This window comes from Psychrobacillus mangrovi (assembly GCF_037104765.1).
GTDB classification, from domain to species: Bacteria; Bacillota; Bacilli; order Bacillales_A; family Planococcaceae; genus Psychrobacillus; species Psychrobacillus mangrovi.
The window spans coordinates 176,576-198,829 of record NZ_JBAWSY010000003.1 but is presented as its reverse complement, the minus strand read 5'-3'; the positions used below and the strand labels follow the sequence as shown (position 1 = coordinate 198,829).

The following is a 22,254-nucleotide window of genomic DNA, read 5'->3' as shown; positions in this document are numbered from 1 at the left end:
AACCATAACATAAGATTATTCAGAAGACAATGATTTTTTCTGAAAATGCTCTATCAATATATCTGCTAACTTTTCAGGAAGTCCTGCCTTTATGAATTCTTCTTTAGTAGCAGCTTGCATTTTCTTGATGGAACCAAAATGCTTTAATAATAAAGTCTTTCTCTTAGGTCCAATTCCTTCTATACCATCTAATGAAGAAGCAATCGTATGTTTCCCTCGTTGCTGACGATGAAAAGTAATCGCAAATCGGTGTACTTCATCTTGTATACGTTGTAAAAGGTAAAATGCTTCACTTGTACGTTTCATCGGAATAATTTCCATTGGATCTCCAAATAGTAACTGGGAGGTTTGATGTTTTCCGTCTTTTGCAAGACCAGCAATAGGGATATCTAATCCTAACTCATCTTCCAAAATCTCTCTAGCAGCTTCTATTTGTCCTTTTCCACCATCAATAATGATTAAATCTGGCAAAGGCAAGTTCTCTTTCAAAACTCTTGTGTATCTTCTTCTAACAACCTCACGCATCGCTCCATAATCATCATGTTTGGCAGCTGTTTTTGTTTTATATTTCCGATAATCTTTTTTATAAGCTCTACCATCTACAAACACAACCATAGCTGATACTGCATCTGTACCATGTATATGCGAATTGTCAAACGCTTCTATTCTACTTGGAATTGCAATTCCCATTAAGTCGCCTAATTCTTCTACAGCACCAATAGTACGTTCTTCTTGTCTTTCAATAAGATGAAATTTCTCACTTAAAGCCAACACTGCATTTTTTTCTGCAAGATCTACTAAATTCTTTTTGGTTCCTTTTTGCGGAATGATGACTTTCATTTCTAATAATTCAGTTGCCAAATGCAAATCTGTACTATTTGGAACAAAAATTTCTTTTGGTTTGATGTGTTCGGGTTTTGCATAAAACTGACCTAAAAAAGTGAGGAATTCTTCTTCGGGATCACGATAAATAGGAAATAAAGAGACATCCCTTTCGATTAACTTCCCTTGTCGAACAAAGAACACTTGGACACACATCCACCCTTTGTCCACAGAATATCCAAATACATCTCTACTTGTAAAGTCGTTCATCGTCATTTTTTGTTTTTCCATCACTTGTTCAATGTGAGATATTTGATCTCTATATTCCTTAGCACGCTCAAATTCTAAGTTCTCGGCAGCAGTATGCATTTTTTCTGTCAGGTCCTTCTTCACAGTCGTATGTCCACCATTCAAGAAACTAACTATTTCTTGAATTATTTCATTATAAGTGGATTCCTCAATTTTTTTCACACAGGGAGCTAAGCATTGTCCCATGTGATAATAGAGACAGACTCGGTTAGGCATTTTCTGACATTTACGTAAAGGATATAATCTGTCCAGTAGCTTTTTTGTTTCATGAGCGGCGTGAGAATTAGGGTAGGGGCCAAAATATTTCCCTTTATCTTTTTTTACTTGTCTCGTAATAATAAGTTTAGGGTTCTTTTCAGCTGTAATTTTAATGTATGGATACGTCTTATCGTCCTTTAACATGACATTGTACTTGGGGTCATGTTTTTTAATAAGATGAAGCTCAAGTATTAATGCTTCTAATTCAGACGATGTAACGATATATTCGAAGTCAACTATTTCTTGAACAAGTCTTTGAGTTTTTCCGTCGTGAGATCCCGTAAAATAGGAACGAACACGATTTTTTAGTATCTTTGCTTTACCGACATAGATAATCGTACCTTGTCGATCCTTCATTAAATAACAACCTGGTTGATCTGGTAAAATTGCACACTTCTGTTGAATTAAATCATTCATATTATCACCTGTTTAAAAAAACCGGGCACCATTCAGGACACCCGGCTTAATATTATGCGTTTTTCTCTACAAATTGAACCAATGCTTCTTTTGGTTGGAAGCCAACTGCTTTGTCTACTGGTTGACCATCTTTAAATAATACTAAAGTTGGGATAGACATAATACCAAATTGACTTGCAGTTGCTTGGTTTTCATCTACATCTACTTTTACGATTTTTACTTTATCGCTCATTTCAGCATCCATTTCTTCTAAAACAGGAGCAATCATTTTACAAGGCCCACACCATGTTGCCCAAAAATCTACTAATACTAATCCTTTTTCCACTTCTGTAGAGAAGGTTTGATCTGTTCCGTGAACTATTGCCATTAAAAAATTCCTCCTTTGGTTAACTATAAATAGATTATAGCAGACTCATATTGCTACATCTACATATTAGCTTCACACATGTTGAAGCAATTGTTTCCCGAAGCTTACCACTTGCTACCACTCGCTTTCCGTGAGCGAGCAACGATCCTCCTTCACAGATCTCGCTTGAGTGCACTGAAAAACTTACGTTATAAATGACGTAATTATTTTCTGAAGGGCAATAATAAGGCACATTCTGTTCAATTTTAACAGAATGTGCCTTATTTCTTTGTCTATTTCTAAATCTCTATGTATGGACTTTAATTGATGGTATCTTGGGTTAAAATTATAGGGAGCGCCTACATGCATTTACTTAAATTTATTATACAGGAAAACGATGTTTTTTTAGATAGAAGAAAAGTTTAATTGTAAGTATACAATAGTTGATTGTAGCGGAAGTCGGCGACTTCAGCCGGAATTGCATGAGCTGAAGACCCTGGACTGAGCGTAGCGAAGGAAGCGGCTGAAGCCATGCTGGCGGAAAGCGTCCGCCTAGAACGGAAATCAACGGTTTCCAGGCAAAAAGTGAGTATGTGAACGAAATGTCGTTCATATACTCGCTAAGCTATACCATGAAGAGTTTTTCAGTGCCTTCGCTTCGTGTGGAGGTCTTGTCTGTATCGCTTTTCCCGCAGGAGTCGAGCGGCTTCTCAAAACAATATCTTAAAAATCTCTGAAAAAGGCACATTCCTTAGCGAGTGTGCGTTCCTCAAAGAGCCCGGGGAAAGGGAGTCGTTTCAACGATTTTCTTATTTATTGGACAACCCCTTCAGTGCCATCCCACTTCCCTTACTCTCCTACAAGCAAAAACTCGGCTCCAAAGAGAGCCGAGTTGCTTTTAAGCATTTACTTTAAGTTGTTTGAATTCTTCCGTCAGCATTGGGATTACTTCAAAAAGGTCTCCAACAATACCGTAGTCAGCTACTTTGAAAATACTTGCTTCTGGATCCTTGTTAATAGCAACGATGATTTTTGAGTTAGACATACCTGCTAAATGTTGGATAGCTCCTGAAATACCTGCTGCAATATAAAGGTCTGGAGTTACAACTTTTCCAGTTTGACCAATTTGAAGAGAATAGTCACAGTAATCTGCATCACAAGCACCACGTGATGCTCCAACTGCTCCACCTAAAACATCTGCTAGCTCTTTTAATGGCGCGAAACCTTCTTCACTCTTCACTCCACGTCCACCAGCAACAACTACTTTCGCCTCTGATAAGTCAACACCCTCTGAAGATTTACGAACTACTTCTTTAATAATAGTTCTTAGATTCGTAATATCAACGGATAAAGAAGAGACATCAACTGATTTACTGTCATCTTTTGCAAGTGGTGCAATATTGTTTGGACGAATCGTAATAAACTCAATTCCTTCTTTTACTTTAACCTTTTCAAATGCTTTACCAGAATAAATTGGGCGAACAAATATTGCTGAATCACCTTCGCCCTCAATTGATGTAACATCCGATACTAAACCAACTTGTAATTTACTAGCAATTTTTGGTGATAAGTCTTTACCTAGTGCAGTATGTCCAAAAACAATAGCTTCTGGTTTTTCTTGTTCTACTACAGCAAGTAAAGCTTGCCCGTAACCATCAGAAGTATATTGTTTTAAATGCGGATGCTCTACAGTTATAACACGGTCTGCACCAAATTTTCCTAATTCAACAGCTAAATCCTTCACTGAATCTCCTAAGAGAACACTAACGACTTCTCCGCCACTTGAAATTTGTTTTGCAGCAGCAATTGCTTCGTATGATACATTACGTAGAGCACCTTCACGTGCTTCTCCTAATACTAATACTTTTTTAGACATGTTAATTTCCTCCCATTTTAAATATAAATTCGTTCGAATTCAGATTCCACTTATAAGTGGAAAACAATACTGAAGAAAAAGATTAAATCACTTTTGCTTCTGAATGAAGTAAATGAACTAACTCTTTAACTTGGTCAGCTAATTCGCCTTCCAATATTTTTCCCGCTTCCTTTTTAGGAGGTAAATAAATTTCAATTGTTTCAATTTTCGCTTCTACATCGTCTTCGTCTATATCTAAATCATCTAATTCCACTTCTTCTAAAGGTTTTTTCTTCGCTTTCATAATTCCTGGTAACGAAGGGTATCGCGGTTCGTTTAGCCCTTGTTGAGCCGTTACTAATAGTGGTAAAGAAGTTTCAAGTACCTCAGTATCACCTTCCACATCACGTTTGATAGTCACTGTAGTCCCATCAATTTCTAAATTAGTAATAGTTGTAACATAATTGATCCCTAATAATTCTGCGACACGCGGACCAACTTGACCAGAGCCACCATCAATTGCAACATTTCCTGCTAAAATTAAATCAGGATTTTTATCTTTTAAATACTCTGAGATAATATAAGCAGCTGTGAATTGATCCAATTCTTCTACATCATCTTCTGTATTGATAAGAACAGCTTTATCGGCACCCATCGCTAGAGCAGTGCGTAATTGTTTCTCCGCATCTTCTCCACCAATCGTAAGTACAGTAACTTCTCCACCTTGTGCGTCGCGAACTTGGATTGCTTCTTCAATCGCATATTCATCGTAAGGGTTGATGATGAATTCTGCTCCATCTTCTTGAATTTTGCCACCGCTCACAACAATTTTTTCTTCTGTATCAAATGTACGTTTTACTAAAACATAAATATTCATTTAGAATTCCTCCTAATGCATTAGATTATTATTTTTACTTCCCTTTAAATACAGGATTTCTTTTTTCTAAAAAGGCAGTAATACCTTCTTTTGCATCTTCTGAAACAAAAACAGTTCCAAAAGCATTTGCTTCGGCTTTTACCCCTTCATAGTACGATGCAGGCTTCACATACTGAAGCATTTCAAGTGCTGCTTTAACAGCAATTGGACTTTTCTTTGCAATTTTATATGCAAGCTCTTGTGCTCGATCAAATAATTCCTCTTCTGGGTAAGCATGATTAGCAAGCCCGAATTGCGCAGCATCTTTCCCACTTATTGGCTCACTTGTTAATAACATTTCAGCTGCTTTTGCAAAGCCAACATAACGTGGTAGACGTTGCGTTCCTGCAAAGCCTGGTATCAATCCTAGCTGTAACTCAGGGAGTCCTAGCTTAGCATTCTCTGCTACTAGTCTAATATGACAGCTCATTGCTAATTCAAGACCACCACCAAGTGCGGCTCCATGAATTGCAGCTATGACAGGTTTTGAGAAGGTTTCTAATCTTTCGAAAATAGATTGACCATTTGCTGCCAATTCTGAAAATTCTGCCCCTGTTGAAATAGAAGTAAATTCCTTAATATCTGCTCCAGCAGAAAAGAATCTCCCTTCTCCCTTCAACAATATAACTCGAACAGATTCATCATTTTCTACTGCATCCAGTAATTCATTTATTTCTAAAATAACTCCTCTTGCCAACGCATTTGCTGGCGGACGGTTAAACGTAACAGTAGCTACTCCGTCCTCGATAGTCCATGTCAAAAATTCCATCTGTTCACCTTCCCCTTTGTTATGCTTTTAACCCCTTAAATAATAGACGATGTACTTTATCAGTTAAGGCAACTAAATCATACTTATACTCATTCATTACCCAAGTAGTAGTCGTCTCATCAATTGTACCAAAAACCATCTGTCTTGCTAAGCGGATATCGATCGTTGGATCAAATTCGCCATTTTCAATTCCTTCTTTTAAGATAGTATCCAATAATACTAGATAGTTTTTTAGTATCTCATTGATTCTTAGTCGTAATGCTAAATTCGATTGTCTTAATTCTAATTGAGTCACTGTTGCTAAATGATGATCTTCTGCTAATACATTAAAATGATTTTCGATCATTTTAAACAATTTTTCTGAAGATGTCGTGTTTTCTTTTAAAATAACTTTTAAGTTTTCTGCGAACATCTCCATCTTCTCTTCGAAAACTGAGATTAAAATATCTTCCTTGTTCTTAAAATATAAATAGATTGTCCCGTCAGCTACACCTGCTTGTTTCGCAATTTTGGAAACTTGCGATTGATGATAGCCATTTTCTGCGATAACAATAATTGCCGCATCGATAATTTGTTTATATTTAGGCTTGTCTTTCTTCAATGAATTCACCACCAAAATAAAAATATGAATGATGATTCATTCATATTTTTATATTATATTTAATTTTTCTGAATGTCAATCTACAATTATGCCTCTAGTGCTTGTTTTAATTTTTCTTTTTCTTGTTCTATTAGCGTTCTTCTTAAAATCTTTCCAACTGCTGTTTTTGGTAGTTCTTTTCTAAATTCATAGATTCTTGGAACCTTAAAAGCAGCTAGATTGTCACGACAGAACTTGTTTAACTCCTCTTCTGTAACACTTGCACCTTCTTTTAATACGATAAATGCTTTAACTGTTTCCCCACGATAAGGATCAGGGACACCTGCTACTACACATTCTTGTATTGCAGGGTGTTCATATAATACTTCTTCAACGTCCCGTGGATAAATATTGTATCCCCCTGCTATGATCATATCTTTTTTGCGATCAACGACGTAAAAGAAACCGTTTTCACCCATATACCCTAAATCACCAGTTAAAAACCATCCGTCACGCATTGTCATTGCTGTTTCCTCCGGACGATTCCAATAGCCTTTCATTACTTGAGGTCCTTTTACAGCTATTTCACCTATCTCACCTGGAGGAAGCGGAATCGTTGAATCAACATTAAAAATTGCAGCATCCGTATCTGGCCAAGGAATACCAACAGAACCTTTAATGCGTTCATCACTATAGATTAAATTTGCATGTGTAACTGGGGAAGTTTCTGTTAATCCATAGCCTTCTACTAATTTACCTCCCGTAACTTTTTCAAATTTTTCTTGCACTTCGACTGGTAATGGTGCTGAACCACTTAGACAAGCAACAATTGAAGAGAGATCGTATTTTTGAATATCAGGATGATTTAATAACCCTATATATATTGTTGGAGCTCCAGGAAAGATTGTTGGTTTTTGCTTATCAATCGTTTTAAGAGCGGTCTCCACGTCGAATTTAGGTAATAATATCATTCTATTTCCTAACATTACAGAGAAAATAAGGACAGTTGTCAAACCATAAACATGAAAAAATGGTAGGACACCTAAAATACTTTCTTCTCCCTCTTTACATTTATACATCCATGCTGTACACATAGCAGTATTCGAAACTAGATTTTTATGTGTCAACATAACACCTTTTGGGAATCCAGTTGTTCCACCTGTATACTGTAAAAGTGCAATATCTACTTCAAAATCAAAAGAAAGCTTAATAGGTTCAGCCTTAGCGACTTTCATAATTTCAGGGAATAAATGATTCATTCCACGATGTTCAACTTTTACACTAAATCCGTATTGCTTCTTTTGAATAAAAGGATATACTACATTTTTAGGGAAAGGTAAGTAATCTTTAATACCTGTAATAATAATATTTTCAAGCTCTGTCTCTTTCAAAACCTTAGAAATCCGAGGGAATAAAATGTCCAATGCTAATATTACTTTCGCACCTGAGTCCTTCATTTGGTAGGATATTTCTCTTTCCGTATACAATGGGTTTGTCTGCACGACAATGGCACCTGCATAAAGCGCACCGTAGTATCCAATAACTCCTTGCGGACAGTTTGGCAGCATAATAGCAACCCGATCACCTTTTTGAACCCCTAAAGTTTGCAGGTAATTTGCAAACTTCAAAGAAGATTCATAGAGCTCTTTGTACGTAATATCCTTCCCCATGAAATGAATAGCTACATTAGATGGAAATTTTTTATACGCTCTAGTTAGATACTCTTGAATTGGAATAGCTTCATAATTTAGCGAATGCGGTATTTCAGGTGGATAATTTGCTAACCATATTCTTTCTGTCATTATAAAAACCCCCTTTGTTTTATAATAGCGTGAATATTCCTATTTTTTATTATAATGAAAAATGAATGACAATTCAATTCCTTGTAAAAAAAAGAATGAGTTGGCTGCTCATTCTTAATTTATTACTACATATACTATTCCGACTATAACAAAACATATGCCTACCGCTATTAACACTTTCGATAATTTTTCCATTTTTATCTCTCCTATGAAATACTTGCACCGATAACAAATGACAAACCTACGGATATTATGAGAGAAATAAAACCAACAGAACGGTTGTCCTGTTCAATTTCTTTGTCCACATTAAAAGAGGGTGTTAAAAATTCAAATAACCAATATGCAATGATGAGCAGGAAAAAACCAAACCCTCCCCATCCAATCATTTCAAAGAGTGAATTATGTTGATCTATTGAGTAACGAAAAATATTACATACACCAAATATTTTCCCTCCAGTTGCCATTGCAACAGCTAAATTCCCGTTTTTGATTTCTACCCAATTTTTATACTTTGTTACGATTTCAAATATTACCATGGAAACGACTAAGCACAATATGACTACGCTAAAATAGCCAGCAGACTCCACAAGTGGGTTCGACCAAAAACTTAATAGTATCATTTAAATAACCCCTTTAAACTTTTCTTACTCTACGTTCAACAAAATAAAAGGTTTCAATATTTTATATTTTACTTTAATTCAACTACAGTAACTCCATGCCCACCTTCTCCTGCTTCTCCATATCGATAACTTTTCACACGAGAGTGGTTTTTCAAATATTGTTGAATGGCTTGTCTTAAAACACCTGTACCTTTCCCGTGAATAATGGAAATACGTGGATAGTTTGCAAGAATTGCATCATCCAAATATTTTTCTGTGCGGATAATGGCATCTTCATACCGTTCTCCTCGAAGATCTAGCTCTAGTTTTACATGAGAGTCTCTACCTCTAACCGCATTTACTGATACTGTTTGTTTTTGTTTTTCAGGTTTTATATATTCCAAGTCTGATTCATCTAGTTTCATCTTTAACATGCCTATTTGTACTGACCACTCCGAGTTGGATAGCTTCTCAAGTAAAGTACCTTTTTGACCAAAACTAAGCACCTTTACTTCATCACCTGCTTTTAGTTCTTTCATTTTTTCATTTAATTTCTTTTGTTTTTTCAATACCGGATTGTTTGGTAAAGCCTCTTCCAAACGTTTTTTTGCATCAATTAGTTCATGTTCTTTTACAAGCTTATGCGTATTTGCTTGCATTTTTCGTAACTCGCTAATAATCTCGTCGGCTTCTTGTCTTGCTTCTTCTATAATTTTCTTCGCTTTCTCTTTTGCTTTTTGCTCTAATTGCTCTTTCTTCTTATCAAGATCTGAAAGTTTTTGTTCTAGCTCTTCTTTTACTTGACGTGCTTCTTCTAACTGTTCTTCAGTTTCTTCTGCATCTCTTTCTGCTTGTCTTCTACTTTCTTCAAGAGATGCTATCATGGAATTGACTTCCCCACGGTCTGTACCGGTAAAGGATTGAGCTTGTGCAATAATATGTGTTGGAAGTCCTAGTCGTTCAGAGATTTCAAATGCATTACTGCGCCCTGGTACTCCGATTAACAATTTATAAGTGGGACTTAATGTTTCAATATCAAACTCCACGCTTGCATTTGCGACTCCTGGACGATTATAGCCATATGCTTTTAGTTCAGGATAATGAGTAGTCGCCATCACGCGTGCTCCCGTTCCATGAACAGCATCCAAAATAGATATAGCAAGGGCTGCCCCTTCTTGAGGATCTGTACCTGCTCCAAGCTCGTCAAATAATATTAAAGATTTTTCATCATATTTTTTTAAAATATCAACTATATTGACCATGTGAGAAGAGAAGGTACTTAAACTTTGTTCAATTGATTGCTCGTCCCCAATGTCAGCAAATACAGTTTCAAACAAAGCAACTTCAGAACCGTCTAAGGCAGGAATAGGTATTCCACTCTGTGCCATCAACGTACATAAACCTACTGTTTTTAGTGTAACCGTCTTACCACCTGTATTGGGACCAGTAATAACAATAGCAGTAATATCTCTTCCAAATTCAATTGTATTTGTTACGGCAGTGTCTATAGGAATAAGTGGGTGTCTTGCCTTTACTAACCTTATATACCCTTCGTTATTAATTAACGGCATCGTACATTTCTCGGCTTGCCCATATTTTGCTTTAGCTAAAATAGCGTCAATTTCACCTAGTATATTTACTAATTGGAAGATTTCATGGCCGACTATTTCCACCTCTGCTGTTAGCTTAATTAATATTCGTTCAATTTCTTCTTGTTCTTTTACTTTCAAGCCCCGTATATCATTATTCAATTGAACAACTGCAGATGGTTCAATAAAAAGTGTTTGTCCGGAAGAGGATTGATCATGAATGATTCCACCATAATGACTTCTATATTCTGATTTCACTGGAATAACATAGCGGTCGTTACGAATCGTAATAATTGAATCCGACAACATTTTGGATGCATTGGCACCTCTTGTATAGCTCTCTAATTTTTCACGAACCCGTCCTACATAAATACGTAGCTGCTGACGAATAGACCGCAATGTACTACTAGCGCTATCTAAAACAGTACCATTTTCATCAATACAATTATTAATTTCATGTTCTAACGCAGTAAGAATAGGCATTGCATCCTTTTTCTCTAGAAGATGAGCTATCTCTACATCTTCTGATTCCGCTACATTTTCTAGAAATTGACGTAAAATTTTACTCGCACGGATTGTGCTTGCCGTTTCCATCAACTCCATCGGACTCAACATACCACCGATTTGAGCTCTTTTAGCATGAGGACGAATATCTGTAATGCCACCCATTGGCACATTTCCTCGTAAACGCAGTACAGTTAATCCTTCATCCATTTCTTCCAAAAGCTTTGTTACTTCCGCGTAATCTACAGAAGGAACAAGCGCATCTATATGACTTTTTCCTATTGAAGACGTACAGTATCTCGATAACTCTTCTCTTATTTTATAATATTCTAATGTTTTCAGTGCTCTTTCAGTTATCACTAAGGCACCTCCTATTTATTTCGTTATAAATTGCTTAAATTTTTCTAAAGTCCATGTATTCACAATTTCTTCTTTAGATAACCAAGCTTTTTGTGCATAGCGCACACCAATATCCATGTATTTTAGTTGGTTGATATGATGAGCATCTGTATTTATGGCAATAGGAACACCAGATTCCTTTGCTAGCTTTAAATATTCTGTATTTAAATCTAAACGATATGGGCTAGCATTGAGCTCGAGTATTTTTCCATATTCCTTTGCCCAATCGATTAAAGTCGGGACATCTGGATTATATCCATTACGTGTTTCAATAATTCTTCCCGTTGGGTGTGCAATCATGTGTACATATGGATTTTTAATTGCATTAAATAAACGCTCCATTATTTTATCCTGGGGTTGACTAAAGCTTGAATGGATCGAAGCAATAACAAAATCCAATTGTTTTAAAATATCCTCATCAAAGTCCAGCGACCCATCAGGAAGTATATCCATTTCTGTACCCGCAAATATTTCAATATCTGTATACTTTTCGTTTATATTGCGAACTGTTTCTATTTGATGTAACAAACGCTCTCTAGATAGTCCATTTGCTACTTTTAAATAATCGGAATGATCAGTAATGACTATGTACGAATATCCTTTAGCTCGACAAGCTTCCACCATTTCTTCAATGGAATAAGCTCCATCCGACCATGTAGTATGCATATGAAGATCTGCTTTTATGTCCTCTAACGTTACTAGTAGTGGTAACTGTTCTAGCTTTGTAAACTCTAAGCCATCTTCTCGAACTGTTGGTGGTATAAACGGCAAATCGAAAAATGCATAGAACTCCTCCTCAGATTGAAAGTGCTGAACAGTCCCATCTTCTAACTCCACACCATATTCACTTATCTTCATCCCTCGGTCCTTTGCAATTTGTCTCATTTTGATATTATGATCCTTTGAACCTGTAAAATGGTTGAGGGCAGAAGCAAATTGATCACTGTTCACTAAACGAAAGTCAACGTCTATTTCATTTTCTACATCAAGTGTAATAGAAACTTTTGTATCACCAGCAGCAATAATTTTTAAAACTGGAAGTACTTTTAATAGCTCTTCTCTAACTTCGATTGGGAATTTTGTTGCAATGATAAAATCGATATCCTTACTGGCTTCCTTTATCCTTCTATATGAACCTGCGACAGAAAATTTTTCAATTGCAGAAATATGTGAAAGCTTCTCATTAATTAATTCAACAATTGGCTCCAATAGCCAAACTGCACTTCTTTCAGGTTTCGCTTGAAAGTTTTCTAGTTCGGCAAGTATTTTCACTTCTGTCTTTGCAGCAAATCCAGGAAGCTTTTGAACCTTATGTGATTCACAAGCTTCTTTTAACGCTTCTATTGAATCTACTTGTAATTCTTTATATAGCTTTGCAATTTTCTTACCACCAAGACCTGGTATTTTTAACATAGGAAGTAATCCACTTGGTACTGATTTTTGTAGTTCCATAAGTAAGGAGGATTCTCCCTTATTCATTAAGTCTTCTATAACGGTTCCTGTCGCAGCACCGATTCCCTTAAGTTTAAGAATATTATCCATTTCTGAAAGACTTCTTGAATCTAATTCTATTACTTGGGCAGCTTTGCGAAATGCAGAAACTTTAAAAGGATTTTCTCCTTGTAACTCCATATATAATGCAATCTTTTCTAAAGTTTTAATAATCGTCTTTTTATCCAATATAAATACCTCTTTCCGTCCATAAAAGCAAGCACTTGCTCAATTCGATATTATTATTAGCTAAGCGCTAAAGTTTAGGTATTCAAAAAAAACTTCCCTCTACTGAGAGAAGTTATTTTTCGATATAAATATACCACCAATTTTTTACTGTTTCCGATAGAAAAGGTGTATGATCTAACATCCAAGACGTTAAAATAGATTTTGATATTAAATTCTGAATTAAATCTATCGGCAATAACGCAAAAACGTAGAGCACAACAAATAAAATAAAATAAAATTCTATAAAACCTAAAACGGCACCAACAATATTGCTTATAAAACCAAGTATAGGCAAATACTTTAAAAAATCAAACATGGAAGCTAATAACTGCAATGCAAACTTTACTACAATAAAAATAAGTGCAAATGCAATTATACGATAAAATGTTTGATCTAAATCTAAACTTTCTACTGCAAAAGTAAGCTTAGATCCCGCTGTTACTGCAGGAAAAGGAATCCATAAAACAAATTTATCAGCAAGTGGTTTATAATATGTATAGGCGACAATCAGCGCGATGATAAAACCAGTCATATGAATAAGCTGAACAATTAACCCTCGTTTTGCGCCAGTAATTATACCAGCAACTAATAATATTAAAATCAGAATATCTAACATTTTTTCAGTCCTTTAACTTTTTCACTTCTTCTTCAAGAAGCTCTAATTGTTCTTTTACTTTTATGTAATCGTTTACTGCATTCACGGCTGTTAATACTGCAAGTTTAGCAATATCTAGTTGACTATTATGAGAATGTATTTCTCTCATTTTATCATCTACCATGGAGGCTACAAGACGCATATGTCCAGAAGCTTCGGTACCTACCATTGTATAATTCTGTCCATATATATCAACAGAAATTCTTGTTTTTTGTTGTTCTGACAAAGACATACCCTCCCCCAGAAAATCCTATTAATTATAATAACACGAAATAGATTCTTATGTGAAGAAAGGAACAATCGAATGTCAAATGTAGTACTAGTATTACCACCCGATGAAATTGAAAAAGTGATGTTTCACTATAAGAATAATAAAGTTGAAAGATCAGCCCCAGGTGTAGTTTTTGCAGCAAAGCTAGCCGATACTGCAGTAACTGTTTATAAATCTGGCAAAGTTATGTTCCAAGGCAATGGAGCGTCACGCGAAGCTTCTTTATGGGGAAAACCTATAGATAAAGTTACTGTCTCGACAAAAGGTGATATATTACCACCTAATTTATCTTCTCTATCTGTCATAGGATCGGATGAAACTGGAACGGGTGATTATTTTGGCCCTATAACAGTTGCTGCCTGTTTTGTACGTGAAGACCAAATAGAATTAGTGAAAGAACTTGGAGTAAAAGATTCCAAAATGCTTACAGATGATGTGATGCGTAATATGGCACCGGATTTAATGGCTACATTAAAACACAGTGTTCTAGTATTAAAAAACGAAAAATACAATGATATACAAGGACGAGGATGGTCCCAAGGAAAAATAAAAGCACTCATGCATAACCAAGCACTCAAGCATGTATTAAATAAGATAAACCCAGAGAAACCCGCATATATTTTGATTGACCAGTTTGCTGAGCGTGGTATTTACTATAATCATATTAAAACGGAAAAAGAAATTATTCGTGAAAACGTACTCTTCTCTACAAAAGCTGAGCAACTTCATGTTTCTGTGGCGGCAGCTTCCATTATTGCAAGATATGCTTTTTTAAAGGAAATGGATCGTCTTAGTGAAATGGCTGAAATAACAATTCCCAAAGGCGCCAGCTCAAAAGTGGATGAAATCGCAGCAAAAATTTATTTTAAGCATGGAGAAGCATTTTTAAAATCCATAACAAAATGGCATTTTGCAAACACGCAAAAAGCAATGAAGCTAGTTAACAAAAGAAAATTTTAAATAGAATCATCTAGTTAGTGAATTTAACCTATTTAGAAGAGCAAAAATATTATTGTTTTTGCTCTTTTCTTTTCAATTGTCACGGAAGAACAATTTTATTATTATTTCTTTGTCGAAAATTATCAGAATATATTGTATAATTATGAAAACGCTTTCGTGAATACTAGAGGAGGCTGATGTATGGAATTGATTCTTAACCATAGGCAAGAACTAGGCCTAGTTATGACATATCAGTTACGACAAGCTATAGAACTGTTACAATTCTCTACGTACGATTTATATCAATTCATAAAAGAACAAGAGTCAGAGAATCCGTTAATAGAATTAAATGAAAAGATAACAGATTTAGCGTATATCGATAGAACCGGTAAGAAAACAATTTCTACCCATTCTACATCAGAACAGCTTGACTATATAAGAAATAAAGAAATCGGGATGAGGCAAAAGCTATGTGAACAAGTTAGATTTCAATACAAAGAAGAAGATCAGCAACTCCTTTCTTATCTAATTCACAATTTAGATGATAGCGGTTATTTACGTTTAGATGAAAGTGCCAGCTATGACGAGAAAACCGTTAAAAGAGGAATTCATCTACTACAAGAAATTGGACCAATTGGTATCGGTGCTAGAAGTTTACAAGAGTGCTTGCAGTTACAAGTAACATACAATTATCCAAATCAGCTATTGGCTAAAGAAGTAATTGAAAATCACCTAGACTTATTAGCGAATAGAAAGTGGAACGATATTGTTCGAGTTATGAAAATATCATTAGAGAAAGTAAAAGAAATATATGAGTTTATACAAACACTTAACCCAAAGCCTTGCACACACTTATCGGATTTCAAAGTTGAATATGCAGTACCAGACATCGTTGTAGAATTTAAGGAAGGAAAACTAGTACATTATTTAAATGAAAGCTATTTACCAAAAATAAGTCTTAATCAAGACTATTCCTCTTTATTAAACATTAAGGATGAATCATCACACTATATTTCTAATCAATATGCCAGCTACAAATGGTTGATAAGCAGTATAGAGCAACGCCGGGAAACTATTTTAAAAATAATAAAAGTGCTAATAAAAAAACAAGAAAGTTTTTTCAAAGAAGGTTTTTGTTCATTAAAGCCATTAACTTTAAAAGATGTTGCGGCTGAAATTGAAATGCATGAATCTACTGTCAGCAGAGCAACTATGAATAAAATTATTCAAACTCCCCATGGTACTTTCGATGTTCGGATGTTATTTACTTCCAAGCTTGAGACAGAGGATGGAAGTTCTATCTCTCAAAGAGAAGTTAAACAACTTTTAGAAAACATTATTAAGAAAGAAAATAAACGTAAACCGTTATCCGACCAAAAAATTGCCGATTATTTTAATACAGAAAAAGGAATAACAATCTCTAGACGAACAATAACTAAATATCGGGAAGAATTAAATATTCTTTCTTCTAGTTTACGAAAAGAGATCTAGTAGAAAAAGAGATTTTAGTCAAACCATAATCTCTCAGACTATAGACAAACTTTATCTATAGTCTTTTTTCTAAAATAAAAAATGATAAATAGAATTGAAGTTTCCGCTCCAGGCGGACGCTTTCCGCCGGCATGGCTTCAGCCGCTTCCCTCGCTTCGCTCAGTCCAGGGTCTTCAGCTCATGCTATTCCGGCTGGAGTCGCCGCCTTCCACTACATTCAATATATTGAATAATTACATAATAATAAAAGTTAAGGATCTACATAAAAACATACTATTCATTCAATATGGATTATGATGACAGAAAATAAATCATTGAAACTTAACAATAAGGGAGATGCTGACGATTGACCAACTGGTTCTACTGGTTAACTAGAGGCAGCAATAGATTTCTCCTTCAATTATTTATTGGTCGAAAACCTCTACTCCAAATTAGGTCGTCCTATTAAAATACATAAATAATGACAAAAGGTATCGAGATAACGAACCCTCGATTCCTTTTGTCGACAATCTGAGAGATTATGGTCAATCCATAATCTCTTTTTCTATTACTATTTACAATGTTATTATTAAATAACCAAAAATAATAACCGACCTAACAGTCCAATTGACACTTTATTTTAATACGTCTTCACGTAAGATATACTGGGCCAACGCTTCCATTTGGTCGGAGATTGCTCTGTCACTTTCTAATGGAGGGCAAATTTTTCGAACTTTTTCCAAGTAATCCCTTGTCGCTGGTGCAATTTGGTTTTCTGCTTTCTCTAAGTAAATGGCTTGGGAAGCACATATTAGTTCAATAGCAATGACTCTCGCGCTGTTATGAACTATTTCGCGTGCTTGGCGTGATCCAATTGTCCCCATACTAACATGGTCTTCCTGATTAGCTGACGTTGGGATGGAATCAACACTTGCTGGATGAGCAAGAACTTTGTTTTCAGATACTAGAGCAGCTGCAGCATATTGCGGAACCATTAAGCCGCATTCTAAACCCGGATCCATTGCTAAAAATGGCGATAACCCACTTAGTTGGGGATTAACTAGACGTTCCGTTCTTCTTTCTGAAATATTCGCCCACTCTGCAGCTCCAACCTTCAAAAAATCCATTGCTAATGCAATAGGCTGACCATGAAAATGTCCACCAGAAATGATTTCCCCGTTCTCTAAAATAATTGGGTTATCTGTAGCAGAATTTATTTCAATTTTTAGTCTTTCTTCTACGTAATTAAACGCTTGCCAAGACGCACCATGAACTTGTGGAATGCATCGAATGGAGTATGCATCTTGCATTCGTACTTCCCCTTGGTGTGTAATTCTTTTACTGCCTTCCAACCAATTTCTCATTCGGGAAGCTACGAACTCCATTTCCGGATGTGGGCGTACAGCTAATAATTCACTATCAAAAGCAGAGATTATTCCTTGCAGTGCTTCCATCGTTAAACATGCAGCCATATCCGCGGCTAAGCCTACACGCTCTGCTTCATTAAGCGTAACAACCCCAACTCCAGTCATCGCCTGTGTACCATTGATTAAAGCAAGTCCTTCTTTTGCCTCTAAAGAAACAGGGTTTAAACCTGCTCGTTCTAGCGCTTCGGCACCTGAAAGTATTTCCCCTTCATATTCGGCTTTTCCCTCACCTATTAAAACTATTGCCACGTGTGCTAACGGTGCCAAGTCACCACTTGCTCCAACAGATCCCTTACTAGGTACAACAGGGTGAACACCTTTATTGATCATATCGACTAACAATAGGAGTGTGTCTTCTTTTATTCCTGAAAAACCTTTTGCTAGTGCATTAGCACGAAGAACCATCATCGCCCGTACAATAGGCGTTGGTAGAGGGTCCCCTACCCCCACTGCATCTGCTCGTAGTAAATTTAATTGTAATTTCGCTATATCTTCTTTTTCTATTTCGATATCGCTTAATTTTCCAAAGCCAGTATTAACTCCATAGATCACTTTTCCATCTCTAAGCTGTTTTTCAATCCTTTCTCGACTTGCACGTACCCTTATTAAATCAGCCTCTGGTACATTTACCTTTGCGCCTCTATAAACTGCACTTTCAATTTTATGTCGATCTAATGTGCGTCCATCTAATTCAACTACTACTTCGCTTCTCATTGTAAGTTCACTCCCTATGTCTGCTGCTAACTAGAATATTTATTTATGGGTCTCATACCATTGTTCTATTAATTCAGCTGTTAGTCTACCTGTATTTATTAAGTTTTCTATGCTTATACATTCTCTAAAGGAATGGATATTTTGAAAACCATTTCCCAAGGTAATACAAGTCAAACCATTTTCGTTTAGTATATTTGTGTCTGCACCACCTAATGTTTCTGTTAAATATGGATTTACATGTATGTTTCTAGCGGATCTTTCAACAGTTGAGGTTAAAATGTGATCCTTTGGAATATCAAATCCACTATATTTCTTTTCAAAACGGACATTGACTTTGCCACCACTTTTTCGAGCTGCCTCCTGCATTACTTCCTCCATATGCTTTAGCTGGCGGTCTAATTTTTCTTTAGAAAAACTTCGTACTTCACCAGCCACCGTCACAGAACCAGGAATAATGGATGTTAATTCTCCACCATTAATAATACCTATATTAGCTAATGTCTCTTCATCAATGGTACCAAGCTTCATATTTAACAGACCATTTGCAGCTATAAGAAATGCACTATTTCCTTCATCTGCATTTAGTGCAATATGTGCGGCATTTCCCTCAACTTCTAACCAGATACGACTACTGTATGGACCCTTTAAAATTATTTGACCGACATCACCACTACTATCAAAAATGTAACCTGCTTTACTCTTAATCTTTGAATAATCCATATATTTGGCTCCAACAAGCCCTGGTTGCTCATTAACTGTTAAAACAAATTCTATAGGCCCATGTGGTATCCCACTTTCAATAACCGCCCGAATTCCTTCTAGATATGCTGCTAATGCCGCCCGATCATCTGCACCCAATATAGTTGTTCCATCAGAATAGATAACTCCGTCTTTAATAACTGGTTTAAGTCCCTCAGTCGGAAGTACTGTATCCATATGTGTAGAGAAAAATAGTGGAGGAATAGATGCATCAGTTCCCTCATGCCAAGCAATTAAATTACCAACTTCGCCATTGAAATTTTCATGTGCTTCATCAAATACAATAGTAAATCCTAGCTCAGGTAATGCTTTTTTTAAATATTCCGCTACAAGTTGTTCCTTTGTACTCGGACCATTAATTTTTGCAAGTTCCAAAAACAAATTGAGCAAGCGCTCTTCTTTTACTTCTTCTGCAGCTGAAGTGAATTGTTTTTTCGTCATCCATAACCCCTCCTATTTTATCGACTGACTACTACTCTTCCGTCTTTAATAACTGTTTCAACTATGTTAGTTCCGAGCTCGTAGGCTATATGTTTATACGTGGGAATATCCCAAATCTGTAAGTCTGCTAGTTTACCAATCTCAATAACACCACGATCATTTAAATTAAGTGCTCTTGCACCCCCATATGTAGCTGCTTTTATTGCTTCTTCTACGGTAAATTTATACAGTCTACACGCTAGGTTGATAACAAATTGCATGGACTCTGTATAACACGCTGGACAAAGATCAGTTGCTAGAGCTATTTCCATTCCTGTGTCGAGCATTTTTCTCGCATCAAATGGACGCTTATGTCCAACAGCAAAATCCAATGCCGGCATTAACACACCCGTAACTTTGGACTGTGCAAGCCTTTCCATTACTTCTACAGGAGTATAATTAAGATGATCTACGGAAACCATGTTCATCTCTACAGCTAAATCAGACCCTCCTATGTAGGAATATGCATCTGCATGTAACTTCGGTTTCATTCCATATTGCAATGCTGCTTCCAATATTTGTTTTGATTCATCTGCAGTGTAGTAACCTTCATCACACCAAGCATCACAGAATTCCGCAAGATTGCGCTTGCCTACTTCTGGAATCATTTCATTGATAATGATTGAAAGGTACTCGTTCTTTTCCATGCCTTTTGGAAAACCATGAGCTCCTAGAAATGTATTCAGTACGTCTACAGGAGTTTCTCTATCAAGCCTTCTACCCACTTCTAGAATTTTTATTTCACTTTCGGTTGTTAAACCATATCCACTTTTACTCTCTATTGTAGTAATTCCGTAATTTAACATAGATAACATTCTTCTTTTAGATTGTTGAAATAAATCTTCTATAGAAGCATCTCGCGTTAATTCTATTGTCCGATTAGGTCCTGTAGTGATGCCCAGTTCTTTTAATTTTTCAGGATTGTCGCCAGTCAGTTTAGCTGAATATTCCTCTACACGTGTACCGTTAAATACTAAATGTGTATGACAATCTACAAATCCAGGTGCTACTACTTTTCCAGTTGCATCAATTATTTGTGTATTTTCTATATCAAACTTCTTGCTTAGTTCTTGTTCTAATCCGATTCCAATAATTTTGCCATTTGCAATAGCTAGCGAAGTATTCTTTAGGACTTCAATGCCAGACATGCCTTCGCCAGTACAGGTAATAATTTCTGCTGCATTACTAATTAAAAGATCAACTTCTATATTTTCACTCATTGTTTTCATACCTCCATTAAAAGTAGTACTAGACACATATCAGCTGCACACATTGAAAGTTTAGAGGAATAAAAATACAAGTGGTGTAACAATGATGAGCGTTAAAATCGTTCTCCAAAACCAAATTGCTAATATATGCGTCATCTTAATTGGTATTTCCGTTGATAGAATACAAGGTATCAAAGCAGAGAAGAATAGAATCGTCGAGATGGAAAGAGATCCTATAATAAATCGAGTTTCTAAACTTGCCTCCAATACAACCAGTGATGGTAAAAACATATCAATTAGGTTAATGGCTGCAGCCTTTGCAGCTAGAAGTGGTTCTGGAATTTGAAGAATCCAAGTTAATGGATAAAAAATATAACCAAGAAAGTCGAACACCGGTGTATAATTCGCCAATATTAACCCAAATAATCCAATGGACATAATAGACGGTAAAATACCCATTGCCATAACTAATCCATCTTTGACATTCTCATAAATATTTGTCTTTAATTTAGGAGCATTATGAGCAGTAAGCATTGCTTGCTCCCATGCATACTTTACTCGATTCTCTTTTATAATTTCTTCTGGATACCCTTCTTCTGTGTAATACTCATCGCTCATTTTATTTATTGGCCAAATTCTCACCGTAATAGCTGTTACCACAAAAGTAACTAAAAATGTGAGCCAAAAATATAAATTCCAAATATGCATTAAGTCTAAAGTGTTTGCCACAACAATCATAAATGTAGCTGACACGGTAGAAAAACCCGTTGCAATAATAACTGCTTCTTTCTTTGTATATTTACCTTCCTTGTAAATTCTGTTCGTTATTAACAAACCAATAGAATAACTACCAACAAACGAGGCAACTGCATCAATAGCAGATCTACCAGGAGTTCTCCATATTGGACGCATAATTGGCTGCATGAAAATACCAATAAACTCAAGTAATCCATATCCAACTAACATTGCTAAAAAAATTGCACCAATTGGTACGAGAACTCCAATAGGAATAAGTAATTTATAGTACCAGTATGGCCCCATATCTTCTGCCATAAGCCAAGCTGGACCGATTTCAAACAATACAAGAAAAGCAGCAATAGCCCCTAATACTTTAAAAGCAGATAATACCATTTCAACTTTACTTTTCCGCCATGTTTTTTTGTAAAAAGGGTAGGCTGCACCCAAAACAACTAATATCATTGCATAATAGGCATTTGCCGTATTAGAAAATGACCGAATCCACGTAACCAAGTGATCTAAAGGAATGGAATTTTTATCATTTATATTAATTGGAATAAAAAACATAAAAATTCCTATAGTACTAAAAAAGAAGAATTTTATGAAATTTGGAAACGAATATATCTTTTGTTGCCCATTAAACGAAACTTGATGATTTTCTAATGATTCTGGAAGACTATTCATTTTTTCACCCCATGTTTGGATTCTT

The 22,254-nt window shown here is 35.8% G+C and carries 18 protein-coding genes; 2 read left to right on the top strand and 16 right to left on the bottom strand.

Annotation, left to right across the window (positions count from 1 at the left end):
- Positions 1–15: 15 nt before the first annotated feature.
- The 12 genes from uvrC to zapA form a co-directional block, all read right to left on the bottom strand.
- Positions 16–1,806, bottom strand: a complete 1,791-nt coding sequence (gene uvrC, locus WAX74_RS06855; protein ID WP_336496915.1) for an excinuclease ABC subunit UvrC — start codon at positions 1,804–1,806, stop codon at positions 16–18.
- 52 nt (positions 1,807–1,858) lie between these two features.
- The gene (gene trxA, locus WAX74_RS06850; RefSeq protein WP_336496914.1) at positions 1,859–2,173 is read right to left on the bottom strand and encodes a thioredoxin; all 315 of its coding nucleotides are present in this window, start codon (positions 2,171–2,173) and stop codon (positions 1,859–1,861) included.
- A gap of 877 nt (positions 2,174–3,050) precedes the next feature.
- Positions 3,051–4,028, bottom strand: a complete 978-nt coding sequence (locus WAX74_RS06845) for an electron transfer flavoprotein subunit alpha/FixB family protein (protein WP_336496913.1) — start codon at positions 4,026–4,028, stop codon at positions 3,051–3,053.
- A gap of 82 nt (positions 4,029–4,110) precedes the next feature.
- Positions 4,111–4,884: an electron transfer flavoprotein subunit beta/FixA family protein gene (locus tag WAX74_RS06840; RefSeq protein ID WP_336496912.1), complete on the bottom strand. Its 774-nt coding sequence runs from the start codon at positions 4,882–4,884 to the stop codon at positions 4,111–4,113.
- Positions 4,885–4,918: 34 nt separating this feature from the next.
- The gene (locus WAX74_RS06835; protein ID WP_336496911.1) at positions 4,919–5,692 is read right to left on the bottom strand and encodes an enoyl-CoA hydratase; all 774 of its coding nucleotides are present in this window, start codon (positions 5,690–5,692) and stop codon (positions 4,919–4,921) included.
- A gap of 19 nt (positions 5,693–5,711) precedes the next feature.
- Positions 5,712–6,293 carry a TetR/AcrR family transcriptional regulator gene (locus WAX74_RS06830; protein WP_336496910.1) on the bottom strand — a complete coding sequence of 194 codons (582 nt, stop codon included), beginning with the start codon at positions 6,291–6,293 and terminating at the stop codon, positions 5,712–5,714.
- Between the two features lie 86 nt (positions 6,294–6,379).
- The gene (locus WAX74_RS06825; RefSeq protein ID WP_336496909.1) at positions 6,380–8,074 is read right to left on the bottom strand and encodes a long-chain-fatty-acid--CoA ligase; all 1,695 of its coding nucleotides are present in this window, start codon (positions 8,072–8,074) and stop codon (positions 6,380–6,382) included.
- A 206-nt stretch (positions 8,075–8,280) separates the two neighbouring features.
- Positions 8,281–8,694: a DUF350 domain-containing protein gene (locus tag WAX74_RS06820; RefSeq protein WP_336496908.1), complete on the bottom strand. Its 414-nt coding sequence runs from the start codon at positions 8,692–8,694 to the stop codon at positions 8,281–8,283.
- A 68-nt stretch (positions 8,695–8,762) separates the two neighbouring features.
- A complete protein-coding gene (locus WAX74_RS06815; protein ID WP_336496907.1) occupies positions 8,763–11,126 on the bottom strand; it encodes an endonuclease MutS2 in 2,364 nt (787 codons plus the stop codon).
- 15 nt (positions 11,127–11,141) lie between these two features.
- Positions 11,142–12,845 carry a DNA polymerase/3'-5' exonuclease PolX gene (polX, locus tag WAX74_RS06810; protein ID WP_336496906.1) on the bottom strand — a complete coding sequence of 568 codons (1,704 nt, stop codon included), beginning with the start codon at positions 12,843–12,845 and terminating at the stop codon, positions 11,142–11,144.
- A 112-nt stretch (positions 12,846–12,957) separates the two neighbouring features.
- Positions 12,958–13,500, bottom strand: coding sequence for a CvpA family protein (locus tag WAX74_RS06805; protein ID WP_336496905.1), 543 nt, complete (start codon positions 13,498–13,500; stop codon positions 12,958–12,960).
- 4 nt (positions 13,501–13,504) lie between these two features.
- Positions 13,505–13,765 (bottom strand): cell division protein ZapA, encoded by a 261-nt coding sequence (gene zapA, locus WAX74_RS06800; RefSeq protein WP_336496904.1) that lies wholly within the window; start codon positions 13,763–13,765, stop codon positions 13,505–13,507.
- Positions 13,766–13,843: 78 nt separating this feature from the next.
- Between zapA and rnhC the strand changes: the two genes are divergently transcribed.
- Both rnhC and rpoN read left to right on the top strand, forming a co-directional pair.
- On the top strand, positions 13,844–14,770 hold the full coding sequence (gene rnhC, locus WAX74_RS06795) for a ribonuclease HIII (protein ID WP_336496903.1): 927 nt from the start codon (positions 13,844–13,846) through the stop codon (positions 14,768–14,770).
- 180 nt (positions 14,771–14,950) lie between these two features.
- On the top strand, positions 14,951–16,240 hold the full coding sequence (gene rpoN / locus WAX74_RS06790) for an RNA polymerase factor sigma-54 (RefSeq protein WP_336496902.1): 1,290 nt from the start codon (positions 14,951–14,953) through the stop codon (positions 16,238–16,240).
- Positions 16,241–16,854: 614 nt separating this feature from the next.
- Here rpoN and hutH read toward each other — a convergent pair.
- The 4 genes from hutH to WAX74_RS06770 are packed head-to-tail and all read right to left on the bottom strand — an operon-like array spanning position 16,855 to position 22,229.
- A complete protein-coding gene (hutH, locus tag WAX74_RS06785) occupies positions 16,855–18,360 on the bottom strand; it encodes a histidine ammonia-lyase (protein WP_336496901.1) in 1,506 nt (501 codons plus the stop codon).
- A gap of 39 nt (positions 18,361–18,399) precedes the next feature.
- On the bottom strand, positions 18,400–19,560 hold the full coding sequence (locus tag WAX74_RS06780; protein WP_336496900.1) for a M20/M25/M40 family metallo-hydrolase: 1,161 nt from the start codon (positions 19,558–19,560) through the stop codon (positions 18,400–18,402).
- A 17-nt stretch (positions 19,561–19,577) separates the two neighbouring features.
- Positions 19,578–20,819 (bottom strand): imidazolonepropionase, encoded by a 1,242-nt coding sequence (hutI, locus tag WAX74_RS06775; RefSeq protein WP_336496899.1) that lies wholly within the window; start codon positions 20,817–20,819, stop codon positions 19,578–19,580.
- Between the two features lie 60 nt (positions 20,820–20,879).
- A complete protein-coding gene (locus WAX74_RS06770) occupies positions 20,880–22,229 on the bottom strand; it encodes a YjiH family protein (RefSeq protein ID WP_336496898.1) in 1,350 nt (449 codons plus the stop codon).
- Between the last annotated feature and the right edge of the window lie 25 nt (positions 22,230–22,254).

What these genes read in the sequence shown, in the direction of transcription:
- uvrC (WP_336496915.1), bottom strand. Translation starts at nt 1,806, where the DNA reads ATGAATGATTTAATTCAACAGAAGTGTGCAATTTTACCAGATCAACCA.
- trxA (WP_336496914.1), bottom strand. Translation starts at nt 2,173, where the DNA reads ATGGCAATAGTTCACGGAACAGATCAAACCTTCTCTACAGAAGTGGAA.
- WAX74_RS06845 (WP_336496913.1), bottom strand. Translation starts at nt 4,028, where the DNA reads ATGTCTAAAAAAGTATTAGTATTAGGAGAAGCACGTGAAGGTGCTCTA.
- WAX74_RS06840 (WP_336496912.1), bottom strand. Translation starts at nt 4,884, where the DNA reads ATGAATATTTATGTTTTAGTAAAACGTACATTTGATACAGAAGAAAAA.
- WAX74_RS06835 (WP_336496911.1), bottom strand. Translation starts at nt 5,692, where the DNA reads ATGGAATTTTTGACATGGACTATCGAGGACGGAGTAGCTACTGTTACG.
- WAX74_RS06825 (WP_336496909.1), bottom strand. Translation starts at nt 8,074, where the DNA reads ATGACAGAAAGAATATGGTTAGCAAATTATCCACCTGAAATACCGCAT.
- WAX74_RS06820 (WP_336496908.1), bottom strand. Translation starts at nt 8,694, where the DNA reads ATGATACTATTAAGTTTTTGGTCGAACCCACTTGTGGAGTCTGCTGGC.
- WAX74_RS06805 (WP_336496905.1), bottom strand. Translation starts at nt 13,500, where the DNA reads ATGTTAGATATTCTGATTTTAATATTATTAGTTGCTGGTATAATTACT.
- rnhC (WP_336496903.1), top strand. Translation starts at nt 13,844, where the DNA reads ATGTCAAATGTAGTACTAGTATTACCACCCGATGAAATTGAAAAAGTG.
- rpoN (WP_336496902.1), top strand. Translation starts at nt 14,951, where the DNA reads ATGGAATTGATTCTTAACCATAGGCAAGAACTAGGCCTAGTTATGACA.
- hutH (WP_336496901.1), bottom strand. Translation starts at nt 18,360, where the DNA reads ATGAGAAGCGAAGTAGTAGTTGAATTAGATGGACGCACATTAGATCGA.
- WAX74_RS06780 (WP_336496900.1), bottom strand. Translation starts at nt 19,560, where the DNA reads ATGACGAAAAAACAATTCACTTCAGCTGCAGAAGAAGTAAAAGAAGAG.
- hutI (WP_336496899.1), bottom strand. Translation starts at nt 20,819, where the DNA reads ATGAGTGAAAATATAGAAGTTGATCTTTTAATTAGTAATGCAGCAGAA.
- WAX74_RS06770 (WP_336496898.1), bottom strand. Translation starts at nt 22,229, where the DNA reads ATGAATAGTCTTCCAGAATCATTAGAAAATCATCAAGTTTCGTTTAAT.